The following is a 15,463-nucleotide window of genomic DNA, read 5'->3' as shown; positions in this document are numbered from 1 at the left end:
TAACGCTTAGTTGACAAACGTTACGTTCTTTTCAGATAACTAGTTAAACAAATACAAGAATATTGATTTTTACAGCTCGTTTTCTAAAATCTCAATCCGCTCATCAAAACTCAACTCTTGATAGATTTGGTGGAGCATCCACATGTACCCATACGGATCAATAAACAATGAATTTTTGAGCGCTCCTTCCATCATTTCAGTAATAGGCTGTACTTCTTGACAACCGTTTTCCATTGCCAGTTGATGTGTCTCTTCAATATTTTCTACTGTTATATTAAACCAGATAGTATTGGGATGTTCTTGGGTTGGTGATTTTAAACCATATTCTTCATTGGCATCTAACATGTGAAACCTCGTGCCATAAAGTTGAAAAACCGCTTCATTCATTCCGACAGGGTACTCAGTTGCTTCTACTACCTCTATTTCAAACACCTTTTTATATAAGGCAAGCGCCTTAAGGCTATCACTAACAATAAAATCGATTTCTGTCCCTTTAATCATTTGTTTTTCCTCCTTCAAAGCTACTAACTGTTGATTAATTTTTTTAATCTTTTGCTCCTCCATTTGAATTAAATGTCGCGATTGATCTCGTTTTCTTAACAAAATAGTTTCCAAAAAAGAAGCATCCTTAAGTTTTCTCAAAGTTTCCGCCATCTCTTCAACTTTAAACCCTGAATCTCTTAACAGTAAAATTTGTTTCAATAAAGGAATTTGATGTGCGCTATAATAGCGATATCCTGTTTTTTTATCAATTTCATTTGGAACAAAAATTCCTGCTTTTTCATAATGACGCAGCATCCGTGGGGAAATATCCATTAACTTGGCAAATTGCCCAATTTGATACATAGAGTCTCCTTTTCATTCAATTGATATTCTTATCATAAACCTTGACACCATGTGAAAGTCAATGAAAAAGTTTCTATTCATACATTTCTATTTTATTTGGATATTCCCGTGATCTTTCTCTTGTTATTTTCTAAAAATCTCCTTTACATTTACCAAAACAGTTGATACGATTAGTATACCTTCTTAAAATTAGAGTTTTATAATCTTTAATTTACTAAAAGGCAATCGAAATGAAATCATCTAACCATTAACTTTATTCAGGTCATCAATCTCTTATTTTTAAAAAATAAAATACTCGACAGTTCATTCATTTTTTTTTCATATGCGTTGTTATGGAATCTAGTTCCTGTGTTAAACTCTGATGGTTATAAAGTTTTAATCACGTTATTCAGTGTAGATGAATTAGAAAATAAAAGAAAAAATCACTTGATTGTAAAGCTAATACAAGCAATTAGTTTGTTATTGGTCATTGAAACAGTCATTAGTTGGTTTGTGTGAGGTGACTAAGTTGTTAGAACTAAATGATTACACATTGAAAATAAATAATAAATTACTTTTAGAACATACAAAAGTTTCATTTAGAAAAGGGGTGATTAATCATATCTTAGGGAAAAACGGTGTAGGGAAATCACAATTTGCTAAGGATTTATTGTTAAACCGAAGTGGTTTAATCCCTTCTGAAATAAGTAAAAATGTTACGATTATTTCAAGCTTTTCTAATGTCCCTAACGATTTAAAAGTCTGCGAATTATTTATTCTTCTAGAGAAAAGATTTGGTTTAGATTCAGTCGCACACTTGGCTCATTCTTTGCACGCTACAAATATTTCTAAAACTTCCTTAATTGGACAATTAAGTGATGGACAAAAACAAAAACTAAAATTACTTTCTTTTTTTCTGGAAGATAAATCAATTATTGTATTAGATGAAATTACCAACGCCTTAGATAAACAGACAATTAATGAAATCTATCTATTTCTACTTGCATATATAAAAAATCATCCTAAAAAAATTATTCTAAACATCACACACAATTTATCAGATTTAAAAAATTTAAAAGGCAACTATTACTTAATTGAAGATTTCAAAATGATTCGTTTTACTAATCAAACTGAAGTTATTCAGAAGTATATTGAGGGGTGAAATTTTGGAATTAAAAAAAACGATTTCCAACAAAATAATGATTATTTTAATTGCAATTATCGTTGCAATCTTTGCAATGGGATGGATTCTACCTATTGGCATCGATAAAGTAACTAGGTTAAGTTACCGAGAATACTTATTTAGTACATATACTGTATTTACACAATTTGGCTTTCTAATGTTTTCGTTTCTAGTCTCTTTCTTTATTAATAAAGAGTACTCAGGAAAAACAATTTTATTTTATCGTATGATGAATACCAATAGCCTTACTTTTTATATAAAAAAAGTTTTGACACTTACGGTAGAGACCCTAGGCAGTATTCTAGTTCTGTTATTTATCGTTTCCTTTATTTTTATGGATTTTTCTGTAATTCTACAAATGTTTTTTTTATTATCGATGATTTCAATTCAGTATATTTTAATTGTTGCGTTGATCAGTTTTTTATCTGCTAACGTTCTTTTATCTATCGGTTTTAGCATACTCTATTGGATTACAACAGTACTTTTTGTTGCAGTTGGTGGATTTTTACGTTTTTTTGCAATATTTGATGCTTCAAACGAATTATATCTAAACGTCCAGAATTTTTTAGAAGGCTCAGAAAACTCAATTAGTTTTGACCACAATTTATTGATTATCTTGTATATTATAGTTCTAACAATCATCGCGCTGGCTATTGCAAGGGTAAATAATAAACGTTGGCTAAGACTAGGAATATAAACGACACCCACTTCGCAGATAGGATTCATCTACTTATTCGAGACAATAGATTAAATCAAATAAAATACAACTAGTTGAAACTAAAAAAGCATCAATTTTGATACGCCCCAAACTGATATTTTTCTAAACTTTGGGGCGTGTAATCAAAATACAAGCTTCTTAGTGTGGCACTGGATATTTCACCGCATTTTTCTTCAACTTTTCTTCGATAATTTCGTCCAAATCAAACCCTAAATTATCAGCCATCATGTAGGAGTAAATGAGAACATCAGCCAATTCTTCTTTGATTCGTTCTTCTTGTTTGATGCCTTCTTCTGCTGTTTTCCATTGAAAAAGTTCTAACAATTCTGCTGCTTCTAAACAAATTGAGAGCGCCAAATCTTTTTCATTATGGTGGGGGCGCCAATTTCTTTCATCACGAAATTGATTAATTTTTGCCATTGTATCCATTTGTTCCCCTGCTTTCTTATTCATTTGATGGCAACTGAAACCCATCGAACGTTTCACCATCATAGTATTTTAATAACTGTTCTGTAGACAATAATGAGGAGGTTATTTCTTCCTCTTCAACAACTGCTTGATTCTCTTCTCTATACAACAAATAAGCCTGTAAAAGCTGTTGGTAAAGTTTTTTTCGTGAAGAGGCTTCCGCTGAAAGAAACGTTAATTCTTTTAAGTGTCCGCGATAGACAGGCAAATCATCAACGAATTCGATTGGTAATTCTACTACAGTTAACTGAAATTCTTCAAAGACTTCTTCGTACATCTGCCATTCCTTCTTTCTGTCGATATTGTTTTGGGGTCATGCCCATTTCTTCTTTAAAACGTTTATAAAAAAAGGCTTTGTCTTGATAGCCGATTCGTTCAACAATCGTTTGAATCGATAAATCTGTTTGCTTCAAGTAGTTTTTCGCCAATTGGATTCTGTAGGCTAAGACAATTTCCGTAAACGTTTTGTTTGTTTTGTCTTTTAAAAAATTCGATAAGTAATTCGGATGAAAATGAAATTTAGCGGCGACTTCTGCTAAAGTGACATGCGCAATCTGTTGCTCAATATACGCTAAAATCACCTCAACACGTTGATGATTCGACAAATAATTATCTTGCATCTTTAAAGCTTCTCTAGGCAGTTGACCTAGTTCCACCACTAGCAAAACAAAGGCCGCTTTGGTCACTTTATTATTAAAATAGGCCATTTTCACAATTTGTTTCAGTAATAATAGCGAATAGACGTGGACATCCGAATTTGGCTGGCTGGCAAAAACGAAATATCGAGGAATGTTTTCAAATTCACTGCTAGCAATTTCTGTAAAAAAACGATACATGACTGGTTCTTCCGCCAGCTGATTTAAGAGCGTATCAAGAAAATAGTGCTTTTTAAAATAAAATATAATCATAGACATTCCTTGCCCCTGATAGCTAACCGAGGTGGCCTCATTGACAATCATGACTTGACCAGCCGAAAACGAACACCTTTGTTGATCCAAATAAGCATAGCCGTCTTGCTCTAAACAATAGAGCATCCGAATAAATCCTTTCGGAACGTCAATGGTTTCCGAAGATGCCAACATAAAGCCCGCAATTTCTCGATGCGGATTTTCCTTAAATTGCGCTACTTCATTCTCAAGAGCATTGGTAGTGGTTAAATAACAATCTAAGGTCTCTAAAAACTGATAAAATGCTGCATATTGCTCTTCTTTGCTTGCCAATTAATCACCTCATAATCCAACACTTTTTACTTTACTCCCTCTATTTTTTTCTTTGGCGTTTCCTTCTATACTAGATACATGGTAACACGAAAAAAGAGATTCAACAGTTTTTAGGAGGAATTTTTTATGAAAATTAGTTTTATCGGTGCTGGAAATATGGCATCCGCTATTGCCAAAGGTGCGCTAAAAAAGCAATTTATTGCCGCAGAAAACCTTTATTTTTATGATATTCAAGTCGAAAAAACCGCCGCTTTTGCACAAGAAATTGGTGCACACGCGGTTGCTTTGCCTCAAGAAGCTATTGCAGTAGCTGACTTAGTTATTTTAGCAGTGAAACCGCAATTCGTTCAAGCGGCTTTACTTGAAGCAAAAGAAGCAATTTTAGACAAGCAACCGTTAATTGTTTCCATTGCAGCAGGTACGACTATTGCAGAATTGTATCAACTGTTTGAGACTACCCAACCGCTTCGTCTTGTTCGTGTGATGCCCAATATGAATGCATTGATTGGCGCGGGTGCAGCAGCTGTCTGTGGTAACGCTTTTGCATCCCCTGAAGACATCCAGACTGTTTTATCGTTGTTTCGAGCAGTTGGCCAAGCCTGGGAATTAGAGGAACAGTATTTTTCGATTTTTACTGCTATTGCAGGTAGCACTCCTGCGTATGCTTTCTTATTTATTGATTCGATTGCCCGAGCAGCCGTTAAAAATGGTATGAACAAAGAGTTGGCCTTAGAAATTGCCACACAAGCTGTACTAGGCAGCGCTCAAACTTTGGCAAATAGCACAGAGAATCCTTGGACTTTAATCGACCAAGTCAGTTCTCCTGGTGGAACCACGGTTGCTGGGATTGTCGAATTAGAAAACAATGCGTTTATTTCAACAGTCATCAAAGGGATTGAGGCCACCATCCTTCGGGATCAAGAATTAGCCAAACAAGACTGATAAGAATAATTACATGAGCGAATAAATAAGAAAAAGCGCTGAAAATTCAGCGCTTTTTCTTATTTTAGTTGAATGAGTAAGCCAAAATGATCACTGACTATCGGTGTTTTCCTACCATCAAAAATTACTTCATATTTTCGTACGTGCCACTGTTTTGGAACAAATGCGTAGTCAATCCGCAAGGCTGCTTCATTTTCTTCCCAGCCATCTATTTTTTTCTCTACTGTCGCTTCACCGCTTGTCTCTTCCGCTACAACAAATGCATCTTGAATCGGCAAGTAACTATTTTCCACTAATTGATAGCCAGTTGTACCAGCTGGGTTGTTTAAATCGCCTAAAATGACTAACGGTTGTTGCCCCGTCGCTAAGTATTTCTCTAATTGTAGCCATTCATAGGCAAAACCTGTACAGGGTGTTTCCCACCAAGAAAAGTGGCCAGAGACAACAGTAAGCGTACCTTTTGAACTCTCTGTCTCCGCTACTAAGATTTTTCTTGTTCGATAATTCGTTGGTTCTTGGCTTTCTGAAATAAGGAGAGCTTCACTAGTCAACGGACATTTCGAAAGTAGTGCGTTCCCTTCTTCATAAATAGCATAACCAATGTGGCTCATTTCCCAACTCCAATAATAGTTTTGGCCTTTTTCAGCTAGATATTGAACGATTAGATATGCAAAATTATCTTCATGGATCGGCGTTTGGGTCGCTATGGGACAAAAAGTAGTTAACTGTTCTAACGGCACTTTCTTGGAAGCGACTTTCTGATTCACTTCTTGTAAGGCAATTATTTCACTTTCAGAAGATAAAATCACCTTGGCAATCTCCTCTAATTTTTTTAATGGTTCTTCTTCTAACCAGCTATGAGTATTGATTGTTAAAAGATTCATCTTTTCCCCTTCTCTTACATGTTATTAGGTCTGTGAGTGGGACAAAAATCACTTTGGATTTTTGCTTCACGCGCAAAACCTGATAAACGGCGGGAACAGAACCAACTCCTTCGGAAATAAGCCGAAATTATCCAAAAATTAAAAAGCAATTTCCGGAAATTCCTTCTTATTTCTCGGAGTTAAACGGTTCTGTCCCGACCTCATACCTAATCATTTAAATTTCAATCTGTCCGATCACAGTTCCCGCAGTGGTGGTTCCTAGTTGATGAATAACTACTTGTTCCACTTTGTCGCTGTTTGTAAAAGCGACAATAATCGTTGTTTCTTTGCCAGCTTGTTCAATCACATCCAAGTTCATTTTAGCTAGTTTCGTCCCAGCTTCCAATGATTGTCCTTCTTTAACAAAAGATTCAAAAGCAGGTGTTGCCATTTCAACTGTATCAATTCCCATATGGACAAGTACTTCAATACCTTCTTCTGTTTGTAGCCCAATCGCATGTTTGCTTGGGAAAACACTTAGAACTTTCCCCGAAATTGGTGCCACCACCTCTCCTTCTAGAGGCTTAACTGCAAATCCATCCCCCATCATTTTTTGTGAAAAGACAGGATCATTGACTTGCGCCATTGGAATAACTTCCCCTGTCGCCACAGCCACGAAATCTTTTTTCTTGCCTAAAAAATTCGTTGTTGGCGTTCCTGCTGTACTTTCTGCTATAACCGGTTCTGGAATGTCAACGCCGGAAGCTAGTAAATCTTCAATATCGGATTTTAAAACATCGGCTTTTGGTCCATAAACGGCTTGAACGCCATTATCTTTCACAATCAAGCCCATTGCACCTGCCCCTTTCCACGCCTCTTCCGAACCGACTTTTTCTCGATCCTTTACACTGACACGTAAGCGTGTCATACACGCATCAACTTCTTTGATATTTTGTTTACCACCAAGTAAGTAGACAATTTGCGCGATTTGCTGATCGACGACGCCTGAACCAGCCGCGCCAGATGCGATTTCTTCGCCGTTATCATTGTCATAGTTTCCATTTCTTCCAGGTGTTGCGTAATTAAATTTTTTAATTAAGAAATTCGCTAAGAAATAAGTGACAACACCAAAAATGATGACCATTAAAACAAAATTGATTAAATCGCCACCTAAACCAGCTTTTATTGCTAGCGGTGTTCTTGTTAACAATTCAATATTTCCAAACGAATGCACACGCAATGGTAAAATATCAGCCATTGCAAAAGCAGCACCTTGGATTACGGCATAAATCACATAAAGCGGCACTGCAGCAAACATAAACATGAATTCTAACGGCTCTGTCACACCAGTTAAGAAAACAGCTAAAGCAGCAGAAAAATACATTGATTTATATTTAGCTTTTTTATCTGCATCGACATTACGATACATCGCCAAAGCCATCCCCATTAAAATCCCTGAAGAACCAATCATTTGGCCTACTTTGAATCGAGCTGGTGTCCAATTTTCTAAGACAAACTGATACTTGCTCATATCACCAGCACCTTTAAGATTCACTAAGTCTGTTGCCCAAGCCAACCATAAAGGGTCTTGACCAAAGACTTGGGTTCCAGCTTGTGCGCCAGATAAAATTTCATACGTTCCACCTAATTGTGTATAGTTGATTGGAATCGTCAACATATGATGTAACCCAAAAGGTAATAACAAACGTTCCAACGTTCCATATAAGAATGGCGCTAAAATAGGTGCACTGTCTTGAGATTGCGCAATCCATAACCCAAAATTATTAATTCCCGCTTGAATATTTGGCCAAATAAGTGCTAATGCAATTGAGACAATTGTTGACCACAAAATAACGACAAATGGGACAAACCGTTTACCATTAAAAAATGATAGCGCATCTGGTAATTTCCGATAATTGTAATACTTGTTGTAAGCCATCGCACCGACAAAACCAGCAATAATCCCTACAAAAACACCCATATTTAATGCCGGAGCTTCTAAGACACTTGTAAAGAATCCCTTCACCATAATCTTGGTGCCAAATAAGGTATGCGTGAAAGCTTGTTCATCTGCCAACATTTCATTTGTTACACCAAAAATGGCTCCAGTAATACGGTTGATTAAAACAAAAGAAATCCCCGCTGCAAATGCGCCACCTGCACGATCTTTGGCCCAACTGCCACCTATTGCTAACGCAAATAGTAAATGTAAGTTGCCAATAATTGCCCAACCGATACTCTCTAGAACTCCGCCTGTTGTTACTAACAAGCCTAAATTAGGATCGATTAAAGGAAGCGATTTCCCAATACTAATCATTAAACCCGCTGCGGGCATTACTGCCACAACGACCATTAAAGCTTTCCCGAATTTTTGCCAAAACTCAAAACTAAACATTTTTTTCATTCTTGCCACTCCTTACGCAATCGGTTTCGTTATGTTGCCATTATATACTCCTGTTTCCTTTTTGTAAATGCTTTAATTTCAAAAATATTGTGGAAAACAACTCCCTACTACTTAATCCTTTTTTATTTTGTCTTTTAATAAAGCAAATAAAGCTCCTTCTATCCTACCTTTGTTTCAGCTTTTATTCATAAGATTACACTTTTTAAGCATTGACTATTGACTAATGCAATCGGTTGCGTTTATGATAGACCTATCAATAAAATCACTGAGGGGGATTCTCATGAAACAAATCAAACGTTTATTCCAAATTGATCCTTGGAAAATCCGTACTACACACTTAGATAAAGAAAATTTACGTTTACAAGAATCATTAACAAGCATTGGCAACGGCTATATGGGGATGCGGGGAAATTTTGAAGAACACTATTCTGGCGACCACCATCAAGGAACCTATTTAGCAGGTGTTTGGTATCCAGACAAAACACGTGTTGGTTGGTGGAAAAATGGTTATCCTGAATATTTTGGTAAAGTGATTAACGCAATTAATTTCATCGCAATGGACTTACAAATTGATGGACAAACAATTGATTTAGCCACTACACCTTACGAAGATTTTTCTTTAGAATTAGACATGCAAAACGGGGTCCTTTCTCGGCAATTCACCATCCAAACACCGAAGAACAAAGTGCGCTTCTCTTTTGAACGTTTTTTAAGCTTAGAAAAAAAAGAAGCAGCTTACATCCACTTAACAATTGAAATGCTGGAAGGTACAGGCACAATCACTCTTCACTCAAAATTGGATGGCGATGTTCAAAATGAAGACAGCAATTATGAAGAACATTTTTGGGAAGAAATAGCTATTGAAACACAAGAAACACTTGGCTTTGTCACGACTAAGACCATTCCTAACAACTTTGAAATAGAGCGTTTTACAGTGACTGCAGGCATGCGCCATTTCATCGATGGAGCCTCTGTTGTGCCTACATATACACAACAGCCCTTGGCTTTAACCGCAGAATTGACAGTGTCTTTAAACGAAGGCGAAACGACCGCCATCACAAAAGAAGTGCTTGTCGTTACCAGTCGTGATGTGCCAGAAACGCAACAAATCACACGAGTAAACGAATTATTTGCAGAAATGACTACCTTGTACCCTGAAGCAAAAGCTGGGCAAGCTGCCGCTTGGGCAAAACGTTGGCAATTAGCTGATGTTGTTATTGAAGGAGATGACGAAGCCCAACAAGGCATCCGTTTTAATCTTTTCCAACTTTTCTCAACATATTATGGTGAAGACGATCGTTTAAATATCGGACCAAAAGGCTTTACTGGCGAAAAATATGGTGGTGCCACATATTGGGATACTGAAGCATATGCTGTCCCACTTTACTTGGCGTTGGCTAAGCCCGAAGTTACTAAAAATCTACTGAAATATCGCCACAATCAATTGCCTCAAGCCATTCATAATGCCCAACAACAAGGGTTAAAGGGTGCGCTTTACCCAATGGTTACTTTTACTGGTGTCGAATGTCATAATGAGTGGGAAATCACTTTTGAAGAGATTCACAGAAATGGTGCGATTGCTTATGCGATTTATAATTATGTCAACTATACAGGAGACGAAGACTATCTCAAAGATGCTGGTCTAGAAGTGCTTGTGGCAATTGCTCGTTTTTGGGCAGATCGGGTCCACTTTTCCCAACGTCATAAACAATATATGATTCATGGCGTAACGGGGCCAAATGAATATGAAAATAATATCAACAATAACTGGTATACCAATACCATCGCTGCGTGGGTTCTACGTTACACCCGTGAGTCTTATTTAAAATTCCAAGAAGAAACAACGCTCAAAATTGCAGACGACGAATTAGCTAAATGGGCAGACATTGTAGAAAATATGTACTTCCCAGTGGATAATGAATTAGGCATTTTTGTACAACATGACACTTTCTTAGATAAAGATTTAATGCCTGTTTCTGATTTACCACTTAGTGAGCTGCCTTTAAATCAACATTGGTCATGGGATAAAATTTTGCGGTCTTGTTTCATTAAACAAGCCGATGTTCTTCAAGGAATTTATTTCTTCAATGACGCCTTTTCTTTAGAAGAAAAACGCCGGAACTTTAACTTTTACGAACCAATGACTGTCCATGAATCTTCTCTTTCACCAAGCATTCATGCTGTGTTAGCTGCTGAATTAGGCATGGAAGAAAAAGCAGTGGAAATGTATCAACGAACAGCGCGCCTTGACTTAGATAATTACAATAATGATACAGAAGATGGCTTACACATTACCTCAATGACTGGTAGTTGGCTAGCGATTGTTCAAGGTTTTGCCCAAATGAAAACGGACCATCAGCAACTAAAATTTGCCCCCTTTTTACCAGCGACATGGACAGCCTACTCATTCCACATTAATTATCGGAATCGTTTACTATTTGTTGAAGTTGCAGCAGACCAAGTGGCCTTCACTTTACTCGACGGACCTGCAATTCCATTAACTGTTTACAATCAAGAATACACATTAAAAGATCGATTAGTTTTACCGATCAGAAAGGAAGAAGTTCATGTTTAAAGGCGTTTTGTTTGATTTAGATGGCGTTATTACTGATACAGCAGAATTTCATTACCACGCTTGGAAAAAATTAGGGAACGAAATTGGAATTTCCATTGACCGTGTTTTCAACGAACAATTGAAAGGTGTAAGCCGTGAAGATTCTCTGCAGTTACTGTTAAAATACGGAAAAAAAGAAGGCACGTTTTCTTCTGAAGAATTTGCCCAGTTAGCGCAACGGAAAAACGATTATTACTTGGAAATGATCCAAGCAATTACGCCTGAAGATGTCTATCCAGGAATTCTTTCTTTATTAACGGAATTACGTGAAGCCAATATTAAAATCGCCTTGGCTTCTGCAAGTAAAAATGGGCCTTTCCTTTTAGAAAAAATGCAATTGACGCCCCTTTTTGATGCCATTGCTAATCCAGCAGACGTTCAGGCAGGCAAACCCGCTCCAGATATTTTCATTTTAGCTGCGAAAGAAATTGATTTGACACCAGCAGAATGTCTTGGCATTGAAGATGCCAAAGCTGGGATTCAAGCGATTCTTGCTAGTGGTGCGCAGCCTGTTGGCGTTGGCCGCAAAGAAGAGTTAGGCGAAGGGTTGCCCATCGTGCCAGAGACGAGCGCTTTAACGTTTGATTACTTAAAAAAAGTGTGGCTTGATCATGAAGGATAATCGTATCACCGTAACCGATATTCCAAACACAAACTTAAAAAAAATTACTTTGAAGAACGACTTTTTAGAAGTCGTTCTTCTCAATTATGGCGCGCGCCTCCATCAACTTTTGATGCCAAACAAAAATAATCATTGGGAAAATATCCTTTTATCGTATGATTCGTATCAAGATGTATTAAAGGATCAAAGCTTTTTTGGCGCCACTGTTGGACCAGTTGCTGGACGCATACGTAATGGCCATTGGCAAAATGGAATATTAGAACAAAATAGCGACGGTCACCATATCCATGGTGGCTCAAAGGGGTGGTCTTTTCAATATTGGACAGTCGAGCCCTTTGAAAAAAAAGATATCATTGGCGTTGCTTTTCATTTAACCGACACCATTTCTGGCTATCCTGGACCAATTGAGGCCACCATCACCTACCAGCTAGAGGATAATCATTTACGAATGATCAGTACTGGACGGAGTAAACAGGAAACACTTTTTAATCCTACGAACCACGCCTACTTTAATTTATCTGGCGATGGAAAGTTAGACATTCTGTCACATTTGCTATCTTTGAACTGTCAAGGTATGTTAGAATTAGACGATAATAAGCTGCCTACTGGACAGATTTTACCAGCTTCTGAACTATCCATACGTTTTAATGAACTGACACCTATCGAAACAATCCTCCAACGCTATCCAACTGGGTTAGATGATGTTTTCTCCTTAGTTGGCTCTGACTTAAGACAGCCACAATTATGCTTACAAGAACCTACTTCTGGAAGAAAAATGACGATAGCAACAACGAACCAAAGTATGGTATTATTTTCTACGACTGGTTTTGAGGCTCCATTTTCTATTAATGGACAAGCGATGCATTCAAACTATGGCTTAGCAATTGAACCACAAGAGTATCCAGACATTGTTCATCATCCTCAGTGGGGCTCTATTTTATTACCAGCTAATAAAAAGCAAACCTACCAAACGGTTTATCAATTTAACCTTCTATAATCACTAAGAAAGGCGTGGCAAAAATGGCAATTACAGTAAAAGATGTCGCTAAGAAAGCGGGGGTTGCAACCTCAACCGTTTCGCGTGTCATTAACGATCATCCAAGTATTTCTGAATCGACAAAAAAGAAAGTGCGAAAAGTCATGGATGACTTAGGCTATGTGCCAAATATGACGGCACGGAATTTGGGTAAACGAATTTCAAGTGCCATTGGCGTAATTTTACCTCCTTTAGATTCGAAAGAACGGTTAGGGAATCCATTTTATTTAGAAATTATGGAAGCCATCAACGAGGAAGCCCGTCTTTATGATATGACTACTGCTATTGCAACTGCCAAAAGTTTTGATGTACTATTGGAAAACGTTAAAAGAATGCATCTTCAAAAACAAGTGGACGGTTTTATTCTTGTGTATTCAGATAGTAAGGACCCCGTCATTGATTACTTATATGAAAACAACATTCCCTTTACTTTAATTGGTCAACCTTACCAACATGAAACGGAAATAGTTTACGTGGATAATGATAATCAATTATTAGGGAAACAAGCGACGGAATTTTTAATTGAAAACGGCCATAAAAATATTTTATTTGTGACCAATACAACGCATGAAAGTTTGTACTTTGAACGTTACTTTGGTTATCAAAAAGCAATGATGATGCAAGGATTAACTGTTTTACCAAGCGTTGCGTTAGAAAAACCTGAAGATTACATGGCTTTTGATGACATTCTTCATCAAAATAATGCCACGGCGTTGGTGGTGATTGATGATATCTTTGCTTTGCGGACGATGCAACTTGCGCAAATCTATGGTTATCAAGTTCCTGAAACGTTATCCATTATTAGTTTTAACAACTCAATCTTTTCAACATTGACACATCCTTATCTAACAAGTATTGACATCGACACGTCAGAATTAGGTCGAATGGCGATGAAAAAATTATATGAATTAATCCACGAAGAATTGACGAATGGTGTCCGTCTCGTTATTCCTCACAAATTAATTAAGCGTGAAACAGTTATTCCTATTCATTAAAAAAGAAGCATAAGCAGTTTGACACTGCTTATGCTTCTTTCTATGTGTACGCTCTTATTCGTATGTATTACTTTTATAAAATAACTTTTTGCGAAATTTTTTTCCAAAACGTTTCTTCTTTTGCATCAAATTGAGCTGGTTCCCCGTCAGACAATTTTTCATTTAATAATGATAATTTTTCTTGATGTTTTGCATACTCATCTTTTTTTATTAGCTCTAAACGATACGCACGATCCAAGATCGACTCTCGATAGTTAACATTCATCTTCGTTGCCTTCGCCATTTCTTACATTCCTTCCCAAAATAAATTTTCATTTTTTCGTTAAATTCTTCTATAATTATAACAAAAATATCAGAAAAATAAATATGAAACAAACGATAATTGCGAAAATTTTGTTTTTTCATGCAATTATCGTTCGATTATTTAAGAAATTAAAATTATTAACCAATAATTAATCAATCAGCAAACGCATTAAATGAACATCTAAAAATTCACCTTGGTCTGTTTTGGCGCCCCGAGGCATAATTGCCTCTGTTTCAAAACCTAATTTTTTATAGACATGAATCGCTCGTTGATTACGATCCTGTACCGTTAATTCCAAGCGACGAATAACATGACTTTCATGCGCCCAGCGAATAAGTTCTTCCATCAGGATACTGCCCAGTCCATAGCCCCAGTACTGTTTTAAAATACTAATGCCAATTTCACCAATATGCTCCATCCGCTTTTTAGAAGAAGCAGACACAGATGCGGTCCCAATGATCGCTTCTCCCACTAATGCCACCAATAAAACATTATTTGGCGATTCATAGAGTGTTGCTAGATTTTCAGCCAATTCTGCTGTCGACATAGCCATTCCTCGCTCATCCATTACCAAATAGGGCGTTTCACTCCCAATTTTTGACATCACAGATAGTAATTGATCCGCATCAGTAGGCACTGCTTCTCGAATAGAAAATGTTTGTTCAGTCATATTCGCGAGCCTCCCACGCTTGTAAAATCTCTGCTATTCTTTCTTCTGCCAATGGACCAGTTCCACGGAATTCAAGAACTCTCTTGTCAGCTTCTTGAGAATCTTTATTTAAAATAATTTCTAAATAATCTTCTGGCAATTCTTCTTCAATCAATCTACCCCATTCTACAACGGATAGCCCATCTCCTTCAAAATACTCATCTAACCCTAATTCATCCGCACCCTCTTCAACACGATAGACATCCATATGGTATAACGGAAGTCGTCCTTGTGGATATTCTCGGATAATCGTATAGGTGGGACTTTTAATCATTTGGGAAATGCCTAATCCTAAAGCAATCCCTTTCGTCATTGTCGTCTTACCGGCCCCTAAATCACCAGTCAGGACAATTACATCACCAGCTTGTGCCTTTTGTCCAATGATTTTAGCAATTGCTTCTGTTTCCAATGGATTGTTCAGGACAATGTTCATTTTTTTGCCTCCCATCTGCAAGAATCTATGTATGAAAGTATACCGAAAATTCAATAAGTTGACTAGTGGCAGCTTCAAAAAAATAAAGTTGAGGCCCAAGTGTCCTGGGAACCTCAACTTCTACTTT

Annotated in this window: 17 protein-coding genes and 1 pseudogene; 8 read left to right on the top strand and 10 right to left on the bottom strand. The window is 37.0% G+C overall.

Annotated elements, in window-relative coordinates:
* Positions 1 to 69 precede the first annotated feature (69 nt).
* Positions 70 to 501, bottom strand: coding sequence for a VOC family protein (locus IGK54_RS03580; protein WP_002368197.1), 432 nt, complete (start codon positions 499 to 501; stop codon positions 70 to 72).
* A gap of 144 nt (positions 502 to 645) precedes the next feature.
* Positions 646 to 846, bottom strand: a pseudogene (locus IGK54_RS03575) (MerR family transcriptional regulator); the annotation flags it as partial.
* A 348-nt stretch (positions 847 to 1,194) separates the two neighbouring features.
* Here IGK54_RS03575 and IGK54_RS03570 point away from each other — a divergent pair.
* Genes IGK54_RS03570 through IGK54_RS03560 form a run of 3 tightly spaced genes read left to right on the top strand, consistent with a single transcriptional unit; the run spans position 1,195 to position 2,705 of the window.
* The gene (locus tag IGK54_RS03570) at positions 1,195 to 1,344 is read left to right on the top strand and encodes a hypothetical protein (RefSeq protein WP_002383384.1); all 150 of its coding nucleotides are present in this window, start codon (positions 1,195 to 1,197) and stop codon (positions 1,342 to 1,344) included.
* 1 nt (position 1,345) lies between these two features.
* Complete coding sequence (locus IGK54_RS03565; protein ID WP_002385078.1) at positions 1,346 to 1,987, top strand: ATP-binding cassette domain-containing protein; 642 nt, start codon at positions 1,346 to 1,348, stop codon at positions 1,985 to 1,987.
* A gap of 37 nt (positions 1,988 to 2,024) precedes the next feature.
* The gene (locus IGK54_RS03560; protein ID WP_002390384.1) at positions 2,025 to 2,705 is read left to right on the top strand and encodes a peptide ABC transporter permease; all 681 of its coding nucleotides are present in this window, start codon (positions 2,025 to 2,027) and stop codon (positions 2,703 to 2,705) included.
* A gap of 159 nt (positions 2,706 to 2,864) precedes the next feature.
* Here IGK54_RS03560 and IGK54_RS03555 read toward each other — a convergent pair whose 3' ends face one another.
* From IGK54_RS03555 to IGK54_RS03545, 3 genes are read right to left on the bottom strand one after another with little or no spacing between them, the layout of a single operon-like run.
* Positions 2,865 to 3,179, bottom strand: coding sequence for a nucleotide pyrophosphohydrolase (locus tag IGK54_RS03555; protein ID WP_002363321.1), 315 nt, complete (start codon positions 3,177 to 3,179; stop codon positions 2,865 to 2,867).
* Entirely contained in the window at positions 3,172 to 3,471 is a 300-nt protein-coding gene (locus IGK54_RS03550) for a hypothetical protein (protein WP_002358867.1), read from the bottom strand. Before IGK54_RS03550 ends, IGK54_RS03555 begins: the two co-directional genes overlap by 8 nt.
* A complete protein-coding gene (locus tag IGK54_RS03545) occupies positions 3,452 to 4,414 on the bottom strand; it encodes a helix-turn-helix domain-containing protein (protein WP_010777464.1) in 963 nt (320 codons plus the stop codon). The genes IGK54_RS03550 and IGK54_RS03545 overlap by 20 nt, the downstream gene beginning before the upstream one ends.
* Before the next feature lie 126 nt (positions 4,415 to 4,540).
* Between IGK54_RS03545 and proC the strand changes: the two genes are divergently transcribed.
* The gene (gene proC / locus IGK54_RS03540) at positions 4,541 to 5,356 is read left to right on the top strand and encodes a pyrroline-5-carboxylate reductase (protein WP_425135954.1); all 816 of its coding nucleotides are present in this window, start codon (positions 4,541 to 4,543) and stop codon (positions 5,354 to 5,356) included.
* A gap of 59 nt (positions 5,357 to 5,415) precedes the next feature.
* Here the strand turns inward: proC and mapP are convergent, their stop codons facing one another.
* Together mapP and IGK54_RS03530 are read right to left on the bottom strand one after the other, a co-directional pair.
* Complete coding sequence (mapP, locus tag IGK54_RS03535) at positions 5,416 to 6,240, bottom strand: maltose 6'-phosphate phosphatase (protein ID WP_002390386.1); 825 nt, start codon at positions 6,238 to 6,240, stop codon at positions 5,416 to 5,418.
* 214 nt (positions 6,241 to 6,454) lie between these two features.
* The gene (locus IGK54_RS03530) at positions 6,455 to 8,623 is read right to left on the bottom strand and encodes a PTS transporter subunit IIBC (RefSeq protein ID WP_425135953.1); all 2,169 of its coding nucleotides are present in this window, start codon (positions 8,621 to 8,623) and stop codon (positions 6,455 to 6,457) included.
* Positions 8,624 to 8,903: 280 nt separating this feature from the next.
* On the opposite strand from IGK54_RS03530, the gene IGK54_RS03525 reads away from it, so the two are divergent.
* Genes IGK54_RS03525 through bopD form a run of 4 tightly spaced genes read left to right on the top strand, consistent with a single transcriptional unit; the run spans position 8,904 to position 13,890 of the window.
* The gene (locus IGK54_RS03525; protein WP_142957260.1) at positions 8,904 to 11,198 is read left to right on the top strand and encodes a glycoside hydrolase family 65 protein; all 2,295 of its coding nucleotides are present in this window, start codon (positions 8,904 to 8,906) and stop codon (positions 11,196 to 11,198) included.
* Positions 11,191 to 11,859 (top strand): beta-phosphoglucomutase, encoded by a 669-nt coding sequence (gene pgmB, locus IGK54_RS03520; protein ID WP_002355844.1) that lies wholly within the window; start codon positions 11,191 to 11,193, stop codon positions 11,857 to 11,859. Before IGK54_RS03525 ends, pgmB begins: the two co-directional genes overlap by 8 nt.
* Entirely contained in the window at positions 11,849 to 12,856 is a 1,008-nt protein-coding gene (locus IGK54_RS03515) for an aldose epimerase family protein (protein WP_142957259.1), read from the top strand. The genes pgmB and IGK54_RS03515 overlap by 11 nt, the downstream gene beginning before the upstream one ends.
* A gap of 23 nt (positions 12,857 to 12,879) precedes the next feature.
* On the top strand, positions 12,880 to 13,890 hold the full coding sequence (bopD, locus tag IGK54_RS03510) for a LacI family transcriptional regulator BopD (RefSeq protein WP_002358859.1): 1,011 nt from the start codon (positions 12,880 to 12,882) through the stop codon (positions 13,888 to 13,890).
* A gap of 73 nt (positions 13,891 to 13,963) precedes the next feature.
* Here bopD and IGK54_RS03505 read toward each other — a convergent pair whose 3' ends face one another.
* The 3 genes from IGK54_RS03505 to tsaE all read right to left on the bottom strand — a co-directional run bounded on the left by IGK54_RS03505 (position 13,964) and on the right by tsaE (position 15,351).
* The gene (locus tag IGK54_RS03505) at positions 13,964 to 14,173 is read right to left on the bottom strand and encodes a hypothetical protein (protein WP_002355840.1); all 210 of its coding nucleotides are present in this window, start codon (positions 14,171 to 14,173) and stop codon (positions 13,964 to 13,966) included.
* Positions 14,174 to 14,342: 169 nt separating this feature from the next.
* On the bottom strand, positions 14,343 to 14,864 hold the full coding sequence (locus IGK54_RS03500) for an N-acetyltransferase family protein (RefSeq protein WP_430603202.1): 522 nt from the start codon (positions 14,862 to 14,864) through the stop codon (positions 14,343 to 14,345).
* Entirely contained in the window at positions 14,857 to 15,351 is a 495-nt protein-coding gene (tsaE, locus tag IGK54_RS03495; protein ID WP_016615276.1) for a tRNA (adenosine(37)-N6)-threonylcarbamoyltransferase complex ATPase subunit type 1 TsaE, read from the bottom strand. Before tsaE ends, IGK54_RS03500 begins: the two co-directional genes overlap by 8 nt.
* Between the last annotated feature and the right edge of the window lie 112 nt (positions 15,352 to 15,463).

The sequence above is a fragment of the Enterococcus sp. DIV2384 genome, assembly GCF_050534975.1.
Taxonomy (GTDB): domain Bacteria; phylum Bacillota; class Bacilli; order Lactobacillales; family Enterococcaceae; genus Enterococcus; species Enterococcus faecalis.
Note: the sequence above shows the minus strand (reverse complement) of the source record. Positions and strands in the feature narration are given on the sequence as shown.

What these genes read in the sequence shown, in the direction of transcription:
- IGK54_RS03580 (WP_002368197.1), bottom strand. Translation starts at nt 501, where the DNA reads ATGATTAAAGGGACAGAAATCGATTTTATTGTTAGTGATAGCCTTAAG.
- IGK54_RS03560 (WP_002390384.1), top strand. Translation starts at nt 2,025, where the DNA reads ATGATTATTTTAATTGCAATTATCGTTGCAATCTTTGCAATGGGATGG.
- IGK54_RS03555 (WP_002363321.1), bottom strand. Translation starts at nt 3,179, where the DNA reads ATGAATAAGAAAGCAGGGGAACAAATGGATACAATGGCAAAAATTAAT.
- IGK54_RS03550 (WP_002358867.1), bottom strand. Translation starts at nt 3,471, where the DNA reads ATGTACGAAGAAGTCTTTGAAGAATTTCAGTTAACTGTAGTAGAATTA.
- proC (WP_425135954.1), top strand. Translation starts at nt 4,541, where the DNA reads ATGAAAATTAGTTTTATCGGTGCTGGAAATATGGCATCCGCTATTGCC.
- mapP (WP_002390386.1), bottom strand. Translation starts at nt 6,240, where the DNA reads ATGAATCTTTTAACAATCAATACTCATAGCTGGTTAGAAGAAGAACCA.
- IGK54_RS03530 (WP_425135953.1), bottom strand. Translation starts at nt 8,623, where the DNA reads ATGAAAAAAATGTTTAGTTTTGAGTTTTGGCAAAAATTCGGGAAAGCT.
- IGK54_RS03525 (WP_142957260.1), top strand. Translation starts at nt 8,904, where the DNA reads ATGAAACAAATCAAACGTTTATTCCAAATTGATCCTTGGAAAATCCGT.
- pgmB (WP_002355844.1), top strand. Translation starts at nt 11,191, where the DNA reads ATGTTTAAAGGCGTTTTGTTTGATTTAGATGGCGTTATTACTGATACA.
- IGK54_RS03515 (WP_142957259.1), top strand. Translation starts at nt 11,849, where the DNA reads ATGAAGGATAATCGTATCACCGTAACCGATATTCCAAACACAAACTTA.
- bopD (WP_002358859.1), top strand. Translation starts at nt 12,880, where the DNA reads ATGGCAATTACAGTAAAAGATGTCGCTAAGAAAGCGGGGGTTGCAACC.
- IGK54_RS03505 (WP_002355840.1), bottom strand. Translation starts at nt 14,173, where the DNA reads ATGGCGAAGGCAACGAAGATGAATGTTAACTATCGAGAGTCGATCTTG.
- IGK54_RS03500 (WP_430603202.1), bottom strand. Translation starts at nt 14,864, where the DNA reads ATGACTGAACAAACATTTTCTATTCGAGAAGCAGTGCCTACTGATGCG.
- tsaE (WP_016615276.1), bottom strand. Translation starts at nt 15,351, where the DNA reads ATGGGAGGCAAAAAAATGAACATTGTCCTGAACAATCCATTGGAAACA.